The following is a 17670-nucleotide window of genomic DNA, read 5'->3' as shown; positions in this document are numbered from 1 at the left end:
CAAGCCGCCATAGATGAGCGGCTACGTTAGTCTCCAGGTCCGGTAGGTATCGGGGCGAATATTGAACAGCGTGAGGAGCGTCACAGATGATGAAATGCGCAGACGACGTCTACCGAGCGCTTCCGATGTATGCGGAACGCGGTGCGTTCTTCGACAGCGCTGTTTCCGCGCGGCGAAACGAGCGCTCTCGTGTCGATCGAGCTTAAACATCTGCGATACGCTGAGGCGGCGGAACGCTGTGGCAGTTTTCGCAAGGCGGCAGATCTGCTCGCCCTCAAGCAGTCTAATCTCAGCCGACGAATCCGACATCTGGAGGAGCAACTCGGCGTAGCGTTGTTCGAACGAACGAATGGCGGCGTCAGGCCGACGGCGGCAGGCCGGGACTTTGTGAGCGGCGTTCGCCGGGTTCTCAATGATTTGCAGATTGTCGTCGACGGAGCCAAGGCCGTCGGACGCGGCGAGGCCGGGTACTTGACGATCGGCTTCTACACGTCCCTCTCAGCCGGCAATCTCAGGGCAAGTCTTGTCGAGTACGGCCGTCGCTTTCCCCAGGTTGAGATCAAAACTATCGAAGGATCGCGAACGCGATTGTTCGACGGAATACAGAATAGCATGATCGACATCGCCATCGTCACCGGGGAGCCGGCTTCAGATTGCAATCGCTCGATGGTGCTCTGGAGCGAGCGCATCATCGTCGCTCTGCCCGAGGATCATCCGCTCGCAGCGAACGAAGTCATCTATTGGACAGACTTAAAACATGAGCGCTTCTTGCTGAGCGAGCGCGATCCGGGACCGGAGATCCAAGACATCCTCGTTGCCAAGCTCAGTTCCCCTGGCGATCTGCCCGACGTCGTCCGGCACGATGTGAGCCCGGAAAACATCAAGAGCCTGGTTGGGGCCAACCGAGGCGTCAGCCTTATGTGTGAGGCCTGCATGGGAGCCAGCTATACCGGCGTCGTCTACCGCGAGGCGCGCGACGGCAACGGCTCGACCCGGATCGGGTATCGCGCCTATTGGCGAGACGGCAACGAGAACCCAGCGCTCCGGAACTTCATTCGCCTCTTGGAGGAGCGCTACCCGCCGGTTGCGAACGGGAACGGGCCGCGTGGCGCATCTTCGCGAATCCCCGATCCGTCGCCATAAAACGCTCAATCATTGGTGCGATCAGCTTAGCGGGGTCGAGAGCTTGGCCGCTTTCGCGGCCAAGGATCTCGGCATTATCCGGACTCTCCAAGCGTGTCTCACGTCCGCGACGCTTGGACGGTAAGCGCAGCGATCATCGTCGCATTCAGTTCATGGTGCCAGAAGGTTGTCGTACGCCGCAGCGGGAGCCCGTCGCGGCTTGCGAACAACGACCGAGAAGGTTTCGATCCCGCAACTGTACCTCACGGACCTGTCCGCCCTTCATTCCTCCGGCGGGGCCGGCGGGATGACGCCGCATCTGTGCGTTGCTGCGGCCGCGGCGGCGCACAGATGCGGGCTCAGTGACGGCCGCTTGGTACCGCCGGAGGCAGCGGCCAACCCATCTGGATGTCCGAGAGATTGTGATACATCTGTTCCTTTTCATTACCTCAATGATACGGTCTTTTCATGGACGATGACCGATCACCAAACCAACCCTGGCTCCTTCTGATCCACCAGCTTCCCAGCAAGCCGGCCTATTTGCGCGTCAAGGTCTGGCGCCGGCTGCAGGCCATCGGCGCCGTCGCGGTGAAGAGCACCGTCTACGCACTTCCGGCAACTGCCGAGACGCGGGAGGATTTCGCGTGGCTCCTGAAGGAGATCGTCGAGGGCGGCGGCGAGGCGCTGGTCTGCGAGGCGCGCCTGATCGACGGTCTCTCGGACGACCAGGCGCGGGCGCTTTTCGACACGGCGCGTGATGCCGACTACGAGGCGATTGCGACCGAGGTCCGGGCGCTCGCGGAGACGTTCGATGCGGCGGCGGGCGGTGAGGAGAAGACGGACGCGCGCGCCCATGCCCGGCGCCTGCGCAAGCGGCTCGCCGATGTCATTGTGATTGACTTCTTCGGCGCCACCGGGCGGCTCGGTGCGGAAGGTGCCATTGCTGAACTCGAGAGCCGGCTCGTAGCGGACAACGACATGGACGCCGCAGAGCCCGAGGCTGCGCGGACAGACGACCTCAAAGGTCGTATCTGGGTCACGCGCAAAGGCGTCCACATCGACCGCATCGCCTGCAGCTGGCTGATCCGCCGCTTCATCGACCCCGATGCCGTCATCCGCTTCGTGCCGGGCAAGGGCTATGTCCCCAAGCCGGGCGAGCTGCGCTTCGACATGTTCGAGGGCGAGTTCACTCATGAGGGCGACCGCTGCAGCTTCGAGGTGCTGCTCGCCCGCACCGGTCTCGACGACCCGGCCCTTCGGGCGATCGCCGAGATTGTCCACGACATCGACCTCAAGGACGGCAAGTTCGCACGCGAGGAAGCGACCGGCATCGCCCATCTCATCGCCGGCATCGCGATCGCTCATGCGGACGACGAGGAGCGCATCGCTCAGGGAGCACCCGTCTTCGATAACCTTTACCAGTATTTCCGCAAGAAGCGCCGCTGACGCGCAGGGATGGATCGATGAACAAGATCGCAAGCAACGACACACAATCCATCGAGCGCAACACTGCGCCCGACCACGGCATCCCGTTCGGAGAGGCCGTGCGCGTCTGGGCGCGGGTGGCGGCGCTCTCCTTCGGCGGCCCGGCCGGGCAGATCGCGGTGATGCACCGGATCATCGTCGAGGAGAAGCGCTGGATCGGCGAGAACCGCTTCCTGCACGCGCTCAACTACTGCATGCTCCTGCCGGGACCGGAGGCGCAGCAGCTCGCCGTCTATATCGGCTGGCTCCTCCACAAGACCAAGGGCGGGCTCGTCGCCGGCACGCTGTTCGTGTTGCCGGGCGTCGTCGCCATCATGGGCCTGAGCTGGATCTACGCGCTCTTCGGCAATGTCGGCGCCGTCGAGGCGCTGTTCTTCGGGCTTAAGGCGGCGGTGCTCGCCATCGTGCTCGAGGCCGTCGTGCGCGTCGGCAAGCGCGCCCTCAAGAACAACGTCATGATGGCACTCGCCGCGGCTGCCTTCATAGCCATCTTCTTCTTCCACGTTCCGTTCCCGCTCATCATTCTGACAGCAGCCCTTATCGGCTTTGCTGGCGGGCGCGCTGGCCTTGCGCCCTTCCTCGCCGCCAACGGGCACGGCAAGGTGGGCGACAGGCAGGTCGCCGACGCGGAGAGCGTCCTCGGCGAGACGATCCCGGCCCACGCGCGGCCTTCGGTTGGCTGGGCGTTGAAGATCGCCGGCGTCTTCCTCGTCCTGTGGCTTACGCCGGTGGTTGCCCTTGTCGCCGCCTTTGGCACCGGCAATGTCTTTGCCGATATCGCTGTCTTCTTCTCCAAGATGGCGGTGGTGACCTTCGGCGGGGCCTATGCCGTTCTCGCCTATGTGGCGCAGCAGGCCGTGGAGACCTATCACTGGCTCCAACCCGGAGAGATGCTGGACGGGCTTGCCATGGCCGAGACCACGCCCGGGCCGCTGATCATGGTCACGCAATTCGTCGGCTTCATGGGAGCCTTCCGCGCGCCCGGGTCGCTCGATCCGTTGCTGGCGGCCACGCTCGGTGGCCTGCTCACCACTTGGGTGACCTTCACGCCCTGCTTCCTGTGGATCTTCCTCGGCGCGCCCTATGTCGAGGCGCTACGCAGCAACCGGGCGCTGTCGGCCGCGCTGGCGACGATCACCGCGGCCGTCGTCGGCGTCATCCTCAATCTCGCGGTGTGGTTCGGGCTGCACGTGCTCTTCGGCGAGCTGATCGAGGTGAGCAGCTTCGGCATGAGCGTCGATGTGCCGATCTTGAGCTCGGTCAACGTGGCCTCGCTCGTGCTCACCATGGGCGCGCTGATCGCCGTGTTCCGCTTCAAGGTCGGTATGCTGAAGGTGCTCGCCGCCTGTTCCCTGGCGGGGCTCGCCTATGGGCTCCTCTGACGCTCAAACGGACGTCCAGCCGCGCAAGTGGCTCCACCCGACGACCTGCCTCTTTGCAGCGCGGGCGCTGCGCGATTTCGGCGACGGCTTCGTGGCCGTCCTCCTGCCGGTCTATCTGCTTGCGCTCGGCTTCAGCCCGCTCGAGGTCGGCATCATCGCCACCGCATCGCTCCTCGGCTCGGCGCTGCTCACTATTGCAGCCGGCTTCCTTGGCCCGCGCTTCGATCATCGTCAGCTTCTACTGGCCGCTGCGAGCCTGATGATCGCTACCGGCGTCGCCTTCGCCGTGGTTCACGATTACGCGCTCCTTCTGATCGTCGCCTTCGCAGGCACGATCAACCCGTCGGCCGGCAGTGTGAGCGTGTTCGTGCCGATCGAGCACGCGGCGCTGACACGGGAAGTGAGTGACGCCAACCGGACGAGGATGTTCGCGCGCTACAGCCTTGTAGGAGCGCTCGCAAGCGCCGTTGGCGCGCTCGCTGCGGCCGCCCCCGATGTGATGACCACGGTCGGGCTCGGCCAACTCACGGCGATCAAGCTGATGTTCGTCCTCTATGCGGTTGTCGGGCTCCTGGGTGGCCTGTTCTATGCACGCATCCCCAAGCGCCCGCCCGCAAGCGAGCCGGCCGCCGCGCTTGGCCCCTCCCGCGCCATCGTCTTCAGGCTCGCGGCACTCTTCAGCCTCGACGCCTTCGCCGGCGGGTTCGTCGTGCAGTCGCTGCTGGCGCTGTGGCTGTTCGAGCGGTTTGATCTCTCCCTGTCAGCCGCGGGCGTGTTTTTCTTCTGGTCGAGCATACTGTCGGCTTTCTCATTTCCCGTCGCCGCCTGGCTGTCGCGGCACATCGGGCTCGTCAACACGATGGTGTTCACCCACATTCCCTCCAGCATCGCCCTGATGCTGGCGGCGCTCGCCCCCAACCTGGGCATTGCCCTTGCCCTGCTGCTGATCCGGGCAGCGCTTTCCCAGATGGACGTGCCGACGCGCTCGTCATACGTCATGGCCCTGGTAACGGAGGCCGAGCGCGCCGCCGCCGCGAGCTTCACCTCCGTTCCGCGCAGCCTCGCCGCATCCGCCAGCCCCGCACTGGCCGGCGCCTTGTTTGCCGCATCCTACAAGGCCTGGCCGCTCCTGATCTGCGGCGCGCTCAAGATCACCTACGACCTGCTGCTGCTTGCGCAGTTCCGCCACATCAAGCCGCCGGAAGAGCGTAAGTAGGTTGGCCGTTGAGCACTTCCGCGGCAATCGAAGTCTGCGGCGGAGTTCACGTCCCCAGCGACCTTGACTCTATCCTCCCCAGGAGGATAGGCCGGAGGCATGTCCACCCATTCCTCGCACCCCGCCATCGTCAAGCGCCTGAAGCGCGCCGAAGGCCATCTGCGCAGCGTCGTCGCGATGATCGAAGCCGGCCGGCCCTGCCTTGAACTCGCGCAGCAGCTGCAAGCGGTCGAGAAGGCCATAGGCCAGGCCAAGAAGACGCTCATCCGCGACCATCTCGATCACTGCCTCGGCGACGCCGCACAGGCCTTGCCCGCCGGCCAGCAGCGCTCGATCGAGGAGTTCAAGGAGATCACCAAGTACCTTTAGGACAGCCAGTGCTCGGCATTCTCGCAAACCGCACCTACCGTCATCTCTTCGCCGCGCAGGTGATCGCGCTGATCGGCACCGGGCTGGCCACGGTCGCGCTCGGGCTTCTGGCGTTCGAGCTGGCCGGCGGCGAGGCCGGCGCGGTGCTGGGAACGGCGCTGGCGATCAAGATGATCGCCTATGTCGGCGTCGCACCCGTGGCGGCCGCCTTTGCCGAACGGCTGCCCCGGCGCGCGATCCTGGTCAGTCTCGACCTCGTGCGCGCGGCGGTGGCGGTGGCTCTCCCCTTCGTCACCGAGGTCTGGCAGGTCTATGTGCTGATCTTTCTGCTGCAGTCGGCATCGGCGGGCTTCACACCGACATTTCAGGCGACCATACCCGACGTCCTGCCGGACGAGAAGGACTACACGCGGGCGCTCTCCCTGTCGCGATTGGCCTATGATCTCGAAAGCCTTCTCAGCCCGATGCTCGCTGCGGCCCTTCTCACGGTGATGAGCTTCTATGCGCTCTTCGCCGGCACCGTGATCGGCTTCCTGGCCTCGGCCGCTCTGGTCGTCTCGGTTCTGCTCCCCAGCCCCAGGCCTTCCACGCCGCGCCCCATTTACGAGCGAACCACGCGTGGCTCCCGCATTTACCTCGCCACCCCGAGGCTGCGTGGGCTGCTGGCGGTCAACATGGCGGTCTCCGCCGCCGGTGCGATGGCGATCGTCAATACTGTGGTCATCGTGCAGGGAGAGTTCGGTTTGTCGCAGCGCGCGACCGCGCTGGCGCTGGCGGCGTTCGGCGGCGGGTCGATGGTCGCCGCACTCGCCCTGCCAAGGCTGCTCGAAGCCATATCCGACCGCGCGGCGATGCTGGCAGGCGTGATCCTTATGATCCTTGGTCTCGTGGCTGGGGCCACTGTCTCGGGCTACCAGCTCCTTCTGCTGCTCTGGTTCGTTCTCGGCCTCGGCTATTCGGCGGCCCAGACGCCCTCGGGCCGGCTGCTGCGGCGTTCCTCGCAACCCGAGGACCGGCCCGCCTTGTTCGCGGCGCAGTTTGCGTTGTCGCATGCCTGCTGGCTTGTAACCTATCCGCTGGCCGGATGGCTCGGCGCCTCCGTCGGGCCCAACGCGACATTCCTGATCCTGGCCGTGATTGCGGCCGCCGCTCTCGTGGCAGCGGCCCTTCTGTGGCCGGCTTCCGACCCGGAAGTCGTTGAGCACCGGCATCCCGGCCTTTCCGACGACGATCCGCATTGGGCGGAGGGAGCGCGGCACGGTGAGGGCCGCCATGCTCACGCCTTCGTCGTCGACAACCTGCATCCGCAATGGCCGCGCGAGCCGTGAGCGGCAAGGAGTGACGATTGGGTCTGTATGCTGCAATGGGTTATTGAGGTCCAACGCGAGATCTATCTGACGTTCGCCGACCGCATTGGCGCGTTTGCCGGCGGCGGCAGCTGGACCGCGCTCGCCGCCTTCCTGCCGATGGGCATCGTATTCGGCGCCGTCCACGCCATGACGCCGGGACACAGCAAGTCGGTGCTTGCCACCTATCTGGCGGGATCGTCCGTGGGAATGGCGCGCAGCCTGATGGCTTCGCTCGCGCTGTCTTTCACGCATGTGAGCATGGCCGTCTCCTGATCGCGCTGCTGTCACTTCCCCTGGTCTCAATCGCCTTCGGCGGCGTCGGCCGGGCACCATTGCTCGAGGATTTGAGCCGCGGCCTGCTCGGCGTTATCGGCTTGTGGATGCTGTGGCGGGCGTCGAGGCGTGCGAACCATGCCCATGGCGTTGGGGAAGGTGCCGCCGTCGGCTTCATGGCGGGACTGATCCCCTGTCCGCTGACGCTGTTCGTCATGACCTTCGCGATCACGCGGGGCGTGCCCGAGGCCGGCATCGCCTTGCCGTTGCCATGATGGCGGGCGTGGCGGCGACGCTATCCCTTGTCGCGGTGACCGCCGTGTTTTTCCGTCAACAGGTGACACGCCTGCCGGAGACGCGGCCAAGGCAGATTGCCGCATTCACGCGGACGATCGAGGCGGTTGCAGGTATCGTTCTCGTTGCGGTTGCCCTGCGTGAGATCCTGATGCGGTGACGGAGTTAGGTGCCCTAAACGAACGCCCGCTAGCGGTCATGGACGTGAGTTCGTGCGGCGGCGACCGAAATTCCGCCAGAGGGTCGGAACCAATATTCCGCTTAGGGTGCCAACCGTTAGGTTCGGCAAAAGGACAGCTTCAGGCGGAGCCATCGCCTTCGGCACCGCTTAATGCCTTTTTGCTGGCTGGAGGCACCCCTGGCTGACGCGCACGGCCTCCCTTCGCCTTACGGCTGCGCCAACCGCGATCCGAACGGAGGAAGGCTTCTAGCATGTGCGGGACCAGCGCTGCGGTGTCCACGGGTTCGTACAGCCGGCTGTGTTCGGCTGCATACTGGTCGAGTTCCTCCTTAAGTGGCTCCGGCAAGATGATGGTCATGCGGACGACGCCAACCTTCGGCAACCGACCGAGCCTCAAATCCGGCATGGTTCACCTCCTACTGGTGAGACATGTTGACTGTTCAGATAATCAGCATAGGCGATGAGATCGCGGTAAAGTGCAGCGGGCAACTCCATTGAGATCTTCGCCGGCTTGTCGTCTTCGAGCGGCCCCAGCTTGAGCTTGGCCATCAGCTAATCTCCGTAGGGTTCGAGCACCAAATCCCGCGTAACGATGACGCGAACGGGAAAGCCCGGCCGGATCGTCAGTGTCGGGGCGACGTTGAGCTGGCGGCGCACGATCTGCTGGCCGGCATCGTTGATGGTGTCCTGCCCACCGTTGCGGATGGCCTGGACCAGGCGGTCGTCGTCATTAGTGGCGAGCTCGGCTCCGACGCTCAGCAACGTGGAGAGCCCCGCAGCTTTCGCCAGCTCCCACCAATGATAATCGACGCCATCCTGAAGGCCGGCGTAACCCTCCGCATCGGCGCCGGGCTGGCGCTCGAGAACGATCGAGCGCCCGTTTGGGAAGATCAGCCGGTTCCAGACCAGGAGCACGCGGCTCTGACCGAACTGAACGCTGTTATTGTACTGGCCGATCACGCGCGTGCCTTGCGGCACCAGGAGGATACGTCCCGTTGGGCTGTCATAGATGTTCTCCGTCACCTGCGCGGTGATCTGGCCGGGTAGGTCGGAGCGGATGCCGGTGATGAGCGCCGCCGCGATCACGGCGCCTGCCTGAAGGATGTAAGGCGACGCCGGTGCGGCGACGCGATCGGGTGCGACGGTGCGCCGATCGGCCGCCGCATTGAGAAATGCGAGCTGTCGATCCTGGGCCGATGGGGTGGCGGGTGGCGGCGCGAGGCCGAGGCCGGTGAGGTCCGGAGTGGGCGGCGGCGCGATCGTCGCGGCGCCGGGGCCCGTCGAGGCCATGGACCTGTTCTCGGCGCCGCTGAACAGCCTACTGACGCGGGCGGTCTCTATTTCCTGCAGCCGGCGTTGCTCCTCCGCGCTGAGGCCGGCCTGGTTTGGCAATGGCTGGCCACGATTTTGCGCGCCCAGAATGGGTCGCCCGAGGTCGCCCGGAAGCGGCGGACCCAATTGGGGAACACCGCTGTAATCGCGCGGCAATCCGGCCAGGCCATCGGCGGTCGACCGATTATCGGTCGAGTAAAGTTCGTCCGCCGGCCTCCCCGCGTCGCCGGTCTGGAGCGCATAGATCAACGCGGCGCCGATTCCGACGCTCGCCACGAGTCCGAGGCCGGCGAGCACCTTGCGCGAGAGCCGCGTAACGCGCGGCGCATCCGCGCGCAGCCGCATCGGGGCGGCCGCGTCGTCCGCCGACCCGGTCAGCGGCGCCTCGTCTTCTTCTTTCCGGGGTTCTGGCTCGCTCACGACGCCGGCCTCCCATCGGTGCGGACGATCCGGACGCGCTTCTGGCGGTCGCCAGCGCCGAAACGCAGCTCCGCGGCCGCGAACAGCCGGTCGACGATCATGTAGTTGGCACGGACGCGGTAGTTCACGAGCTCGGAGGTGTTGCCCTCCGGACCGACCACAAACAGCGGCGGCATCTCGCCCTGACCGATGCCACGCGGAAACTCGATGAAGACCTGGCGTCCATCATCGTAGGCGCGCAGTGGCCGCCACGGCGCACGATCGCCTTCGATGGCATAGCGGAAATTGATGTTGGCGAGGTCGACGCCGGTGGCGACGGGACTGCTGGCCTCGGCCTGCGCGTTCTGGCGGCGCAGCGCGATGAGCTGATCCTGCGGATACTGCCAGGACACCGAAGCCATATAGGTGCGCTCGGTCGAGCGCAGCTCCATGTGGTAGGTGCGCAGATTGGTGTTGATGATGAGATTCGTCATCAAGTCGGCGCGGGTCGGCTTCACCAGGATATGAACTTGCTGGGTCGCGCCCGAGCCGCTCACCGTGTCGCCGATGATCCAGCGAACCGTGTCGCCGGCGGCGACCGGGCCGGAGCCGACCAGTTGCTCGCCCGGCTGAAGAGCGATGTCGGTGATCTGGCCGACGGCGGTGTAGACCTGATAGAGCGCGCCGCCGGTATAGGGATAGACCTGCATGGCGTTGATGAAGCCATCGCGGACCGGCTGCACACGCGCGGCGGCGTTGGCCTGATTAACGCGGGCTGTCGGATCGGTAGGCTCAGGCGTGCCGCGGGACGGCTCGACGGGCTTCATCTGACCGGGGAGTGGCAGAGGTCGCGGCAGCTCGACCACGCGCACGGGAACCGGAGGATTGGCGCTCAGCGCCGCTGGCACGGCGTCATCATAGGAGATCTCTGGCGGCCTGTTCGCCGTGGCGCAGCCGGCGAGCGCCGACGTGCACAGCAGGAGAACCGCAAATGTGGACGTGCGAGAAGCCGGATTTCCGGCTTTACGGAAAGACGGCTTCATTGCCCAAGCTCCCGTGACCAGTTGATGGCGTTGACGTAGATGCCGAGCGGGTTGGCGCGCAGCCGATCGGCGTTGCGTGGAACCTGCACGACGATGGTGAGGATGGCGGTCCAGCGGGTCGTCTCGGCGAGCTGGCCGTTCTCGTACCGGCGCTCGACCCAGGCGACGCGGAAACTGTCCGGCGAGGCCCGGATGACGCTGGAGACGTCGACGGCGATCTGTTGTCGGCCGACCTTGGTAAAAGGGTCGTTGGATCGCGCGTAGTCGTTCAGCGCCATCGCGCCGCGGTCGGTCGTGAAGTCGTAGGCGCGCAGCCAGTTCTGCCGAACGATGATGGCGTCGGACGGAATCGAGCGGACCTGCTCGATGAAGCGCGCGAGATGAAAAGCGATCTGCGGATCGGTGGGACGATAGTCGGCGACCGCTGGCGCCACCGCCTGCGCTTGGCCGAGCCGGTCGACCTGCACAACCCATGGCACGATCGTGCCGCGGGCCGATTGCCAGACAAGCGCCGCCGCGAAACCAGCGGACAGGATCAGCGAGCCGAACGCCATGAGCCGCCAATTCTTCGCCTGGACGCGCGCGGCGCCGATGCGCTCGTCCCAGACCTGCGCGGCGCGCTGGTAAGGCGTCTCAGGTTCTGGTGGTTTGCCGTAGTGAGTAGAAGGTCGTTTGAACATCAGCGATCGCCTTGAGAGAGGTTGATAGAGGAGCCGCCGCCATGGCTGTCACCGCTGCGAACGGCGTGGGCGGCCGCCGTCACACCGTGGCTCAAGGCCTGAGAGCGCTTCATGCGCTGGGCCCAGGCCGGCGGCCCGTCAGCCGCAGCGGCCGGCGCAGCATCGGCCGCGAGCCCGCCGATCGTGCCCATGGTCGATGTGCCACCCGTCGCGGCGAACGCGGACTTGGCGCCATCGGAGAAGCTCGACTTCATGCCGTCTGCTGCCCGGGAGGCCGCGCGACGCAGCGGTGAGCTGGCGGCCGCGCCAGCGGCGCGAGCAACGCCACCGAGTCCAGATCCGACGGCGGACACGCCCGACTGGCCGGCAGCGCCGAGGCTGTAGGCCGTCGAGGCGCCACCGGCCAGGGCCGCTCCCCCTCGAGCGGCAGCGGCAGTTCCGGAAAGAGCAGCGGCGCCGCCGCGAAGGGCCATTCCGCCAGCCGCGCCGGCCGCGACCAGAGCGCCGCCCGCCGCGAGCCCAGTTCCGACGGCCGCGCCGGCGCCGAGCTGCGGACCGCCAGAGACGAGGCCGTTGGCGATGCCAGGGCCGAAGATTCCGAGGCCCAGCAGCGAGAGCGCGGCAAGCACGATCGCCATCGCCTGGTCGATCGTCGGTGTCTGGTTCGCGAAGCCGGCGGTGAACTGGGAGAACAACGTCGAGCCGATGCCGATGATGACGGCGAGCACCAGAACCTTGATGCCGCTCGATATGACGTTGCCGAGGACGCGTTCGGCCATGAACGCGGATTTGCCGAACAGGCCGAACGGGATCAGCACGAAGCCCGCAAGCGTCGTCAGCTTGAATTCGATCAGGGTGACGAAGAGCTGGACGGCGAGAATGAAGAAGGCGAGCAGCACCAGCGCCCAGGCGAACAACAGGCAGGCGATCTGGATGAAGTTCTCGAAGAAGGCGATCCAGCCCATCAGGTTGGAGATGGAATCGAGCAGCGGGCGGCCGGCGTCGAGGCCGGTCTGCGCAACGCGGCCGGGGCGCATGAGATCTTCGACGGTAAATCCAGTGCCCGACGCCTTCAGGCCGAGCCCCGCGAAGCTCTCGAACACGATGCGCGCGAGGCTATTCCAATTGCCGATGATGTAGGCGAAGACGCCGACGAACAGCGTCTTCTTGACCAGGCGCGCCATGATGTCGTCGTCGGCGCCCCAGCTCCAGAACAGCGCGGCCAATGTCACGTCGATGACGATCAGCGTCGTGGCTATGAACGCTACCTCGCCGCCGAGCAGGCCAAATCCGCTATCGATATAGCGGGTGAAGACCTCCAGGAATTGGTCGATGACGCCGGTGCCGCCCATGGATCACCGCCCGTCGTCATGCTGCGGCGACGTCGGCGCTGGCGCCGGCGCAACGCCGAGGAAGCGGTCGCGGGTTGCGGCCCAGGTGCGCAGGCATTCGGCATCGCGCGCGGCGGCCTCGCCGAGCAGTTGGCACCGCCGCTGCGCCTGGCGCAGCGGATCGGCCGGCGTGACTTCAACTGGCCGCAACGCTTGGCCGGCCGGCTCTTCCTCTTTCCGGGACATCTCGATCGCCGTCGCCGTGATGGCGACGGCGACGAAGACGACGGCGCCAAGGCGCGCCAAGAGCTTGCCGTCCATGACACGATCCTCTTGCGGGGCCTTAGTTGCCATTCGGGAACATGCGGGCGTTGCCGGGCTGATAGCCGCTGCCGGGGGTCAGGAAGCGGCGGCGCTGCTCGCGACCCTGCTCGGCAGCCGCCGCGCGTTCCGCTTCGGTCAGTGCCTGAGCCCGGCCGTTCGCAGCGACGACAGCCGTGAGATCGGCGAGCTGCTGGGCCTGGAGCGCGAGGAGCTGATTGCCGGCCTGCGCCGCCTGCAAGGCGCCGGTAGCGCCCTGACTCTGACCAATGAGCGCCGACATCTCGGCGCGGTTGGTGTCGATGTTGCCGACGACACCGGCCTGCACGCGCATGGCGTCCTGCAAGCCGCCGACGGTGTTCTGCCAGCGCTCGCGCGCCTGCGAGACGAGCTGCTGGTCGGAGGCAGACATCGACGCATTGCCGTAGGTGGAAGTAAAGGCCTGGTCGATCTGCTGGACGTCGTAGGCGATGCGCTGCGCCTGGCCGAGAAGCTGCTGCGTCCGCTGCACGGACTGCTGCAACCGCTGAAGCGAGGAGTAAGGCAGGCTTGCGAGATTGCGCGCCTGGTTGATCAGCATCGTCGCTTCGTTTTGAAGCGAGGTGATCTGATTGTTGATCTGCTCCAGGGCGCGGGCGGCGGAGAGAACATTCTGCACGTAGTTCGTTGGGTCGTAGACGACCCATTGCGCGGATGCCGGCTGGACCATCACGGGCGACATCGCCACGGGAATGGAAAGGATCGACGCGGCAAGAAGCGCCGCGCGTGAGCGACGGAAGATCATGGCTGTGTCTCCAGGTTGTTAAGGTTGGGGATGAGGTCGGCGGCCCAGGCGACGCCACGCAGCCGCAGCCAGGCCGGCAGAAAGCCCTCGCGTCCATGTTCGGCGATGACGCGTTCGATGGCGGCTTGATCGGTCTTCGAGGAAGCGGCGCACAGCGCCAGCGCCACCTCGGACAGACCGAGCTCGAACAGCCGGTTGCCGCGGCGGGACTGGCAGTAATAGTCGCGCTTGGGCATCGCGCGGGCGAGGATCTCGATCTGGCGGTCGTTGAGGCCGAAGCGCCGGTAGATCGCGGTGATCTGCGGTTCGATCGCGCGCTCGTTCGGCAATAGGAGCCTGGTCTGGCAGCTCTCGATGATGGCGGGCGCAATCGCCGAACTGTCGATGTCGGAAAGCGACTGGGTGGCGAAGACGACGGAGGCGTTCTTCTTGCGCAGCGTCTTCAGCCATTCGCGGAGCTGACCAGCGAAATCCTCGTCGTCGAGCGCCAGCCAGCCTTCGTCGACGATGAGCAGCGTGGGGCTGCCATCCAGGCGATCCTCGATGCGATGGAACAGGTAGGCGAGCACGGCCGGCGCCGCGCCCGTGCCGATCAGGCCCTCGGTCTCGAACGCCTGCACAGAGGCTTCGCCAAGATGCTCGTTCTCGGCGTCGAGCAGGCGACCATAGGCGCCTCCGACGCAATAGGGTCGTAGCGCCTGTTTGAGGTCGTTCGATTGAAGGAGGACTGCAAGCCCGGTGATGGTGCGTTCGCTAACAGGCGCGCTCGCGAGCGAGGTCAGCGCCGTCCAGATATATTCCTTCACCTCCGGCGCGATCGTCACGCCCTCGCGCTGCAGGATCGCGACGATCCAATCCGCCGCCCACGCGCGTTCCGGCACGTGGTGGATGCCGGCGAGCGGTTGCAGCGACACGCTGTCGGCCGCGCCCTCGGTCAGCCCGCCGCCGAGATCGTGCCAATCGCCGCCCATGGCGAGCGCCGCGGCGCGGATCGAGCCGCCGAAATCGAAGGCGAAGACCTGCGAGCCCGAATAGCGCCGGAACTGCAGCGCCATCAGCGCCAGCAGCACTGATTTGCCGGCGCCGGTCGGCCCAACGACGAGCGTGTGACCGACATCGCCGACATGAAGGGAAAACCGGAACGGGGTCGAGCCTTCGGTCCTGCCATAAAGCAAGGGGGGTTGCCCGAAATGCTCGTCCCGTTCCGGCCCCGCCCACACCGCCGACAGCGGAATCATGTGGGCGAGATTGAGCGTCGAGATCGGCGGTTGCCGGACGTTGGCGTAGACATGGCCGGGCAGCGAGCCAAGCCAGGCGTCGACGGCGTTGATCGTCTCAGCCATCGCGGTGAAGTCGCGGCCCTGAACGATCTTCTCCACCAGGCGCAGCTTCTCGGCGGCGATGCGTGGATCGGCGTCCCAGACGGCGACCGTCGCGGTGACATAGGCCTGACCGGCATAGTCCGCGCCGAGTTCCTGAAGCGCGAGATCGGCATCGGCCGCCTTGTTCGCCGCATCGGTGTCGACGAGGACCGACGCCTCGTTGGTCATCACCTCCTTCAGGATCGCCATGATGCTCTTGCGCTTGGCGAACCATTGCCGGCGGATCTTGGTGAGCAGCTTGGTGGCGTCGGTCTTGTCGAGAAGGACGGCGCGCGTCGACCAGCGATACGGGAAGGCGAGCCGGTTGAGGTCATCGAGCAGCCCGGGCGTGGTCGCGGTCGGAAAGCCGACGATGGTCAGGATGCGGAGATGCTTGTCGCCGAGGCGCGGCTCCAATCCGCCCGTGAGCGGCTGATCGGCCAGCAGCGCATCGAGATACATGGGCGTCTCGGGCACGCGCACACGATGGCGTTTGGTCGAGACGGTCGAATGAAGATAAGTCAGCGTCTCGCCGTCATCGAGCCATGCACATTCCGGCATGAAGTTCTCGACGAGCTGGAGCACGCGATCGGTGCGATCAGCGAAGCCGCGTAACGCCTCATGTGGGTCAAGACCGTTGTCGGCCTTGCCTTCATAGAGCCAGCTCTCGGCGCGGGCGGCGTCCTCGGCCGGTGGCAGGTAGACGAAGGTCAGGAAGTAGCTGGACTCAAAGTGCGAGGCGTCTTCCTCGAAATCGGCTTTGCGTTCGGCGTCGACCAGGGCGGACGCGGCCTCGGGAAAGCGGCTCGCCGGATAGGCGCCGGCGCCATGCCGCTGCGCCTCGACGAAGATCGCCCATCCCGAGCCAAGCCGGCGGAAGGCGTTGTTGAGGCGGCCGGCGACGGCGACAAGTTCGGCCGGCACCGCGGAATCGAGGTCGGGACCGCGAAAGCGAGCGGTGCGTTGGAAGCTGCCGTCCTTGTTGAGGACGATGCCCTCGCCCGCGAGCGCGGCCCAGGGCAGGAAATCCGCGAGGCGGGTTGAGGTCCGGCGATATTCGGCAAGGTTCATCATCGGGGCCTCACGCGCTCAGGTGGCCGGGGATGCGCAGGTGACGGCGCACCACGTCGACGAATTGCGGATCGCGTTTGGCCGCCCACACCGCCGCGAAATGCCCGATCGCCCAGAGCCCGAGACCGACCAGCCAGAGGCGCAGGCCGAGGCCGAGCGCCGCCGCGAGCGTGCCGTTGAGGATGGCGATCGAGCGCGGCGCGCCGCCGAGCAGGATATGCTCGGTGAGCGCCCGATGGACCGGGACGGCGTAGCCCGGCACGTCGCCGGTGCTATCGATCAAGCTCGCCATCAAACGAGCGCTCCGCCGCCGAAAGAGAAGAACGACAGGAAGAAGCTCGACGCGGCGAAGGCGATCGAGAGGCCGAACACGATCTGGATCAGCTTCCGCGCACCGCCTGATGTGTCGCCGAAGGCGAGCGTCAGACCCGTGATGATGATGATCATCACGGCGATGATCTTGGCCACAGGTCCCTCGATGGATTCGAGGATGGACTGCAGCGGCGCTTCCCACGGCATCGATGAGCCGGAAGCATAAGCCGCCGGCGCCAGCATCATGCTGACGACGGTGACGGACACGGCTGTCGCGATGTGACGGCGCGCGAGCAAGGCATGACGGATCATTCGGGGTCTCCTGAGACGGGCTGGGTTGCGGGGATGACGCGGTAGTCGCCGTCCGGCTGAAGGCCTTTGACGCGGGCGAGTGCGGCGAGGCGACGGGTCGAGCCGCGGCCGCTGAGCACGGCGACGAGATCGATGGTCTCGGCGATCAGCGCGCGCGGGACGGTGATGACGGCTTCCTGAATGAGCTGCTCGAGGCGGCGCAGCGCGCCGATCGCGGTGCCGGCGTGGATCGTGCCGATGCCGCCCGGGTGGCCCGTCCCCCATGCCTTGAGCAAATCCAACGCCTCGGCGCCGCGCACCTCTCCGATCGGAATGCGATCGGGGCGCAAGCGAAGCGAGGAGCGGACGAGATCGGAGAGCGATGCGACGCCATCCTTCGTCCGCATGGCGACCAGGTTGGGCGCGGCGCATTGCAGCTCGCGCGTGTCCTCGATCAGAACGACGCGGTCGGAGGTCTTCGACACCTCGGCGAGCAGCGCGTTGGTGAGCGTCGTCTTGCCGGTCGAGGTGCCGCCGGCGACGAGGATGTTGCGGCGGTCCGCGACGGCGTGGCGGAGCACCTCCGCCTGTTCGACCGACATGATGTCGGCGGCGACGTAGTCATCGAGCGTGAAGACAGCGACGGCGGGTTTGCGGATCGCGAACGCCGGCGCCGCCACGACAGGAGGCAAGAGGCCTTCGAACCGCTCCCCCGTTTCGGGAAGCTCCGCCGAAACGCGTGGTGAACCGGAATGAACCTCTGCGCCGACATGATGCGCGACGAGGCGGACGATGCGCTCGCCGTCCGCGGGCGACAGACGCTCTCCGGTGTCGGAGAGCCCCTCGGACAGGCGGTCGATCCAGAGCCGCCCGTCGGGATTGAGCATCACCTCGACGATCGACGGGTCTTCCAGGAATCCGGCGATGGCGGGGCCGAGGGCTGTGCGCAACATGCGCGCGCCTCGCAGGGTCGCCTCTGATTGCTGGTGAGAAACCGCCATGTCGTCCCCGTTCTGTGCGGGACCGCGAACACGCGGCCCTGGATCGGGGATCAGTAGAAGAGGCAGAAATCAG

At 66.2% G+C, this 17670-nt stretch carries 22 protein-coding genes; 9 read left to right on the top strand and 13 right to left on the bottom strand.

Going from position 1 to position 17670, the window contains the following annotated elements; translation table 11 throughout:
* Positions 1-189 precede the first annotated feature (189 nt).
* Entirely contained in the window at positions 190-1143 is a 954-nt protein-coding gene (locus KIT25_05715; protein ID UYN96436.1) for a LysR family transcriptional regulator, read from the top strand.
* On the opposite strand, the gene KIT25_05710 is transcribed toward KIT25_05715, so the two are convergent.
* Positions 1052-1273: a DUF2274 domain-containing protein gene (locus KIT25_05710; protein ID UYN97835.1), complete on the bottom strand. Its 222-nt coding sequence runs from the start codon at positions 1271-1273 to the stop codon at positions 1052-1054. The genes KIT25_05715 and KIT25_05710 overlap by 92 nt on opposite strands.
* Positions 1274-1590: 317 nt before the next feature.
* Here KIT25_05710 and KIT25_05705 point away from each other — a divergent pair, with 317 nt between their 5' ends.
* The 8 genes from KIT25_05705 to KIT25_05670 all read left to right on the top strand — a co-directional run bounded on the left by KIT25_05705 (position 1591) and on the right by KIT25_05670 (position 7650).
* A complete protein-coding gene (locus KIT25_05705) occupies positions 1591-2568 on the top strand; it encodes a chromate resistance protein (GenBank protein ID UYN96435.1) in 978 nt (325 codons plus the stop codon).
* A gap of 17 nt (positions 2569-2585) precedes the next feature.
* A complete protein-coding gene (gene chrA, locus KIT25_05700) occupies positions 2586-3989 on the top strand; it encodes a chromate efflux transporter (GenBank protein ID UYN96434.1) in 1404 nt (467 codons plus the stop codon).
* The gene (locus KIT25_05695; protein ID UYN96433.1) at positions 3976-5205 is read left to right on the top strand and encodes an MFS transporter; all 1230 of its coding nucleotides are present in this window, start codon (positions 3976-3978) and stop codon (positions 5203-5205) included. The genes chrA and KIT25_05695 overlap by 14 nt, the downstream gene beginning before the upstream one ends.
* Positions 5206-5304: 99 nt before the next feature.
* Entirely contained in the window at positions 5305-5574 is a 270-nt protein-coding gene (locus tag KIT25_05690; protein UYN96432.1) for a metal-sensing transcriptional repressor, read from the top strand.
* Between the two features lie 8 nt (positions 5575-5582).
* Positions 5583-6902: an MFS transporter gene (locus tag KIT25_05685; GenBank protein UYN96431.1), complete on the top strand. Its 1320-nt coding sequence runs from the start codon at positions 5583-5585 to the stop codon at positions 6900-6902.
* A gap of 27 nt (positions 6903-6929) precedes the next feature.
* Positions 6930-7196, top strand: coding sequence for a hypothetical protein (locus KIT25_05680; protein UYN96430.1), 267 nt, complete (start codon positions 6930-6932; stop codon positions 7194-7196).
* A 59-nt stretch (positions 7197-7255) separates the two neighbouring features.
* Entirely contained in the window at positions 7256-7471 is a 216-nt protein-coding gene (locus KIT25_05675) for a sulfite exporter TauE/SafE family protein (GenBank protein ID UYN96429.1), read from the top strand.
* On the top strand, positions 7468-7650 hold the full coding sequence (locus tag KIT25_05670) for a hypothetical protein (GenBank protein ID UYN96428.1): 183 nt from the start codon (positions 7468-7470) through the stop codon (positions 7648-7650). Before KIT25_05675 ends, KIT25_05670 begins: the two co-directional genes overlap by 4 nt.
* Before the next feature lie 139 nt (positions 7651-7789).
* Here the strand turns inward: KIT25_05670 and KIT25_05665 are convergent, their stop codons facing one another.
* The 12 genes from KIT25_05665 to trbB all read right to left on the bottom strand — a co-directional run bounded on the left by KIT25_05665 (position 7790) and on the right by trbB (position 17597).
* Positions 7790-8077 (bottom strand): DUF2274 domain-containing protein, encoded by a 288-nt coding sequence (locus KIT25_05665; protein UYN96427.1) that lies wholly within the window; start codon positions 8075-8077, stop codon positions 7790-7792.
* Entirely contained in the window at positions 8065-8220 is a 156-nt protein-coding gene (locus tag KIT25_05660; GenBank protein UYN96426.1) for a DUF2274 domain-containing protein, read from the bottom strand. Before KIT25_05660 ends, KIT25_05665 begins: the two co-directional genes overlap by 13 nt.
* Positions 8221-8223: 3 nt before the next feature.
* On the bottom strand, positions 8224-9348 hold the full coding sequence (locus KIT25_05655; GenBank protein UYN97834.1) for a TrbI/VirB10 family protein: 1125 nt from the start codon (positions 9346-9348) through the stop codon (positions 8224-8226).
* Between the two features lie 71 nt (positions 9349-9419).
* A complete protein-coding gene (gene trbG / locus KIT25_05650; protein ID UYN96425.1) occupies positions 9420-10445 on the bottom strand; it encodes a P-type conjugative transfer protein TrbG in 1026 nt (341 codons plus the stop codon).
* Entirely contained in the window at positions 10442-11125 is a 684-nt protein-coding gene (locus tag KIT25_05645; protein ID UYN96424.1) for a conjugal transfer protein TrbF, read from the bottom strand. The genes trbG and KIT25_05645 overlap by 4 nt, the downstream gene beginning before the upstream one ends.
* Positions 11125-12477, bottom strand: coding sequence for a P-type conjugative transfer protein TrbL (trbL, locus tag KIT25_05640; GenBank protein ID UYN96423.1), 1353 nt, complete (start codon positions 12475-12477; stop codon positions 11125-11127). The genes KIT25_05645 and trbL overlap by 1 nt, the downstream gene beginning before the upstream one ends.
* 3 nt (positions 12478-12480) lie before the next feature.
* The gene (gene trbK-alt / locus KIT25_05635) at positions 12481-12777 is read right to left on the bottom strand and encodes a putative entry exclusion protein TrbK-alt (protein UYN96422.1); all 297 of its coding nucleotides are present in this window, start codon (positions 12775-12777) and stop codon (positions 12481-12483) included.
* A 22-nt stretch (positions 12778-12799) separates the two neighbouring features.
* Positions 12800-13561, bottom strand: coding sequence for a P-type conjugative transfer protein TrbJ (trbJ, locus tag KIT25_05630; GenBank protein ID UYN96421.1), 762 nt, complete (start codon positions 13559-13561; stop codon positions 12800-12802).
* The gene (locus tag KIT25_05625) at positions 13558-15996 is read right to left on the bottom strand and encodes a conjugal transfer protein TrbE (GenBank protein ID UYN96420.1); all 2439 of its coding nucleotides are present in this window, start codon (positions 15994-15996) and stop codon (positions 13558-13560) included. Before KIT25_05625 ends, trbJ begins: the two co-directional genes overlap by 4 nt.
* A gap of 7 nt (positions 15997-16003) precedes the next feature.
* Positions 16004-16285 (bottom strand): VirB3 family type IV secretion system protein, encoded by a 282-nt coding sequence (locus KIT25_05620; GenBank protein UYN96419.1) that lies wholly within the window; start codon positions 16283-16285, stop codon positions 16004-16006.
* Positions 16285-16617, bottom strand: a complete 333-nt coding sequence (locus tag KIT25_05615; GenBank protein UYN96418.1) for a TrbC/VIRB2 family protein — start codon at positions 16615-16617, stop codon at positions 16285-16287. The genes KIT25_05620 and KIT25_05615 overlap by 1 nt, the downstream gene beginning before the upstream one ends.
* The gene (gene trbB / locus KIT25_05610; protein UYN96417.1) at positions 16614-17597 is read right to left on the bottom strand and encodes a P-type conjugative transfer ATPase TrbB; all 984 of its coding nucleotides are present in this window, start codon (positions 17595-17597) and stop codon (positions 16614-16616) included. The genes KIT25_05615 and trbB overlap by 4 nt, the downstream gene beginning before the upstream one ends.
* Positions 17598-17670 lie beyond the last annotated feature (73 nt).

Source organism: Enhydrobacter sp. (genome assembly GCA_025808875.1).
Taxonomy (GTDB): domain Bacteria; phylum Pseudomonadota; class Alphaproteobacteria; order Reyranellales; family Reyranellaceae; genus Reyranella.
This window is presented reverse-complemented; position numbering and strand designations above follow the sequence as displayed.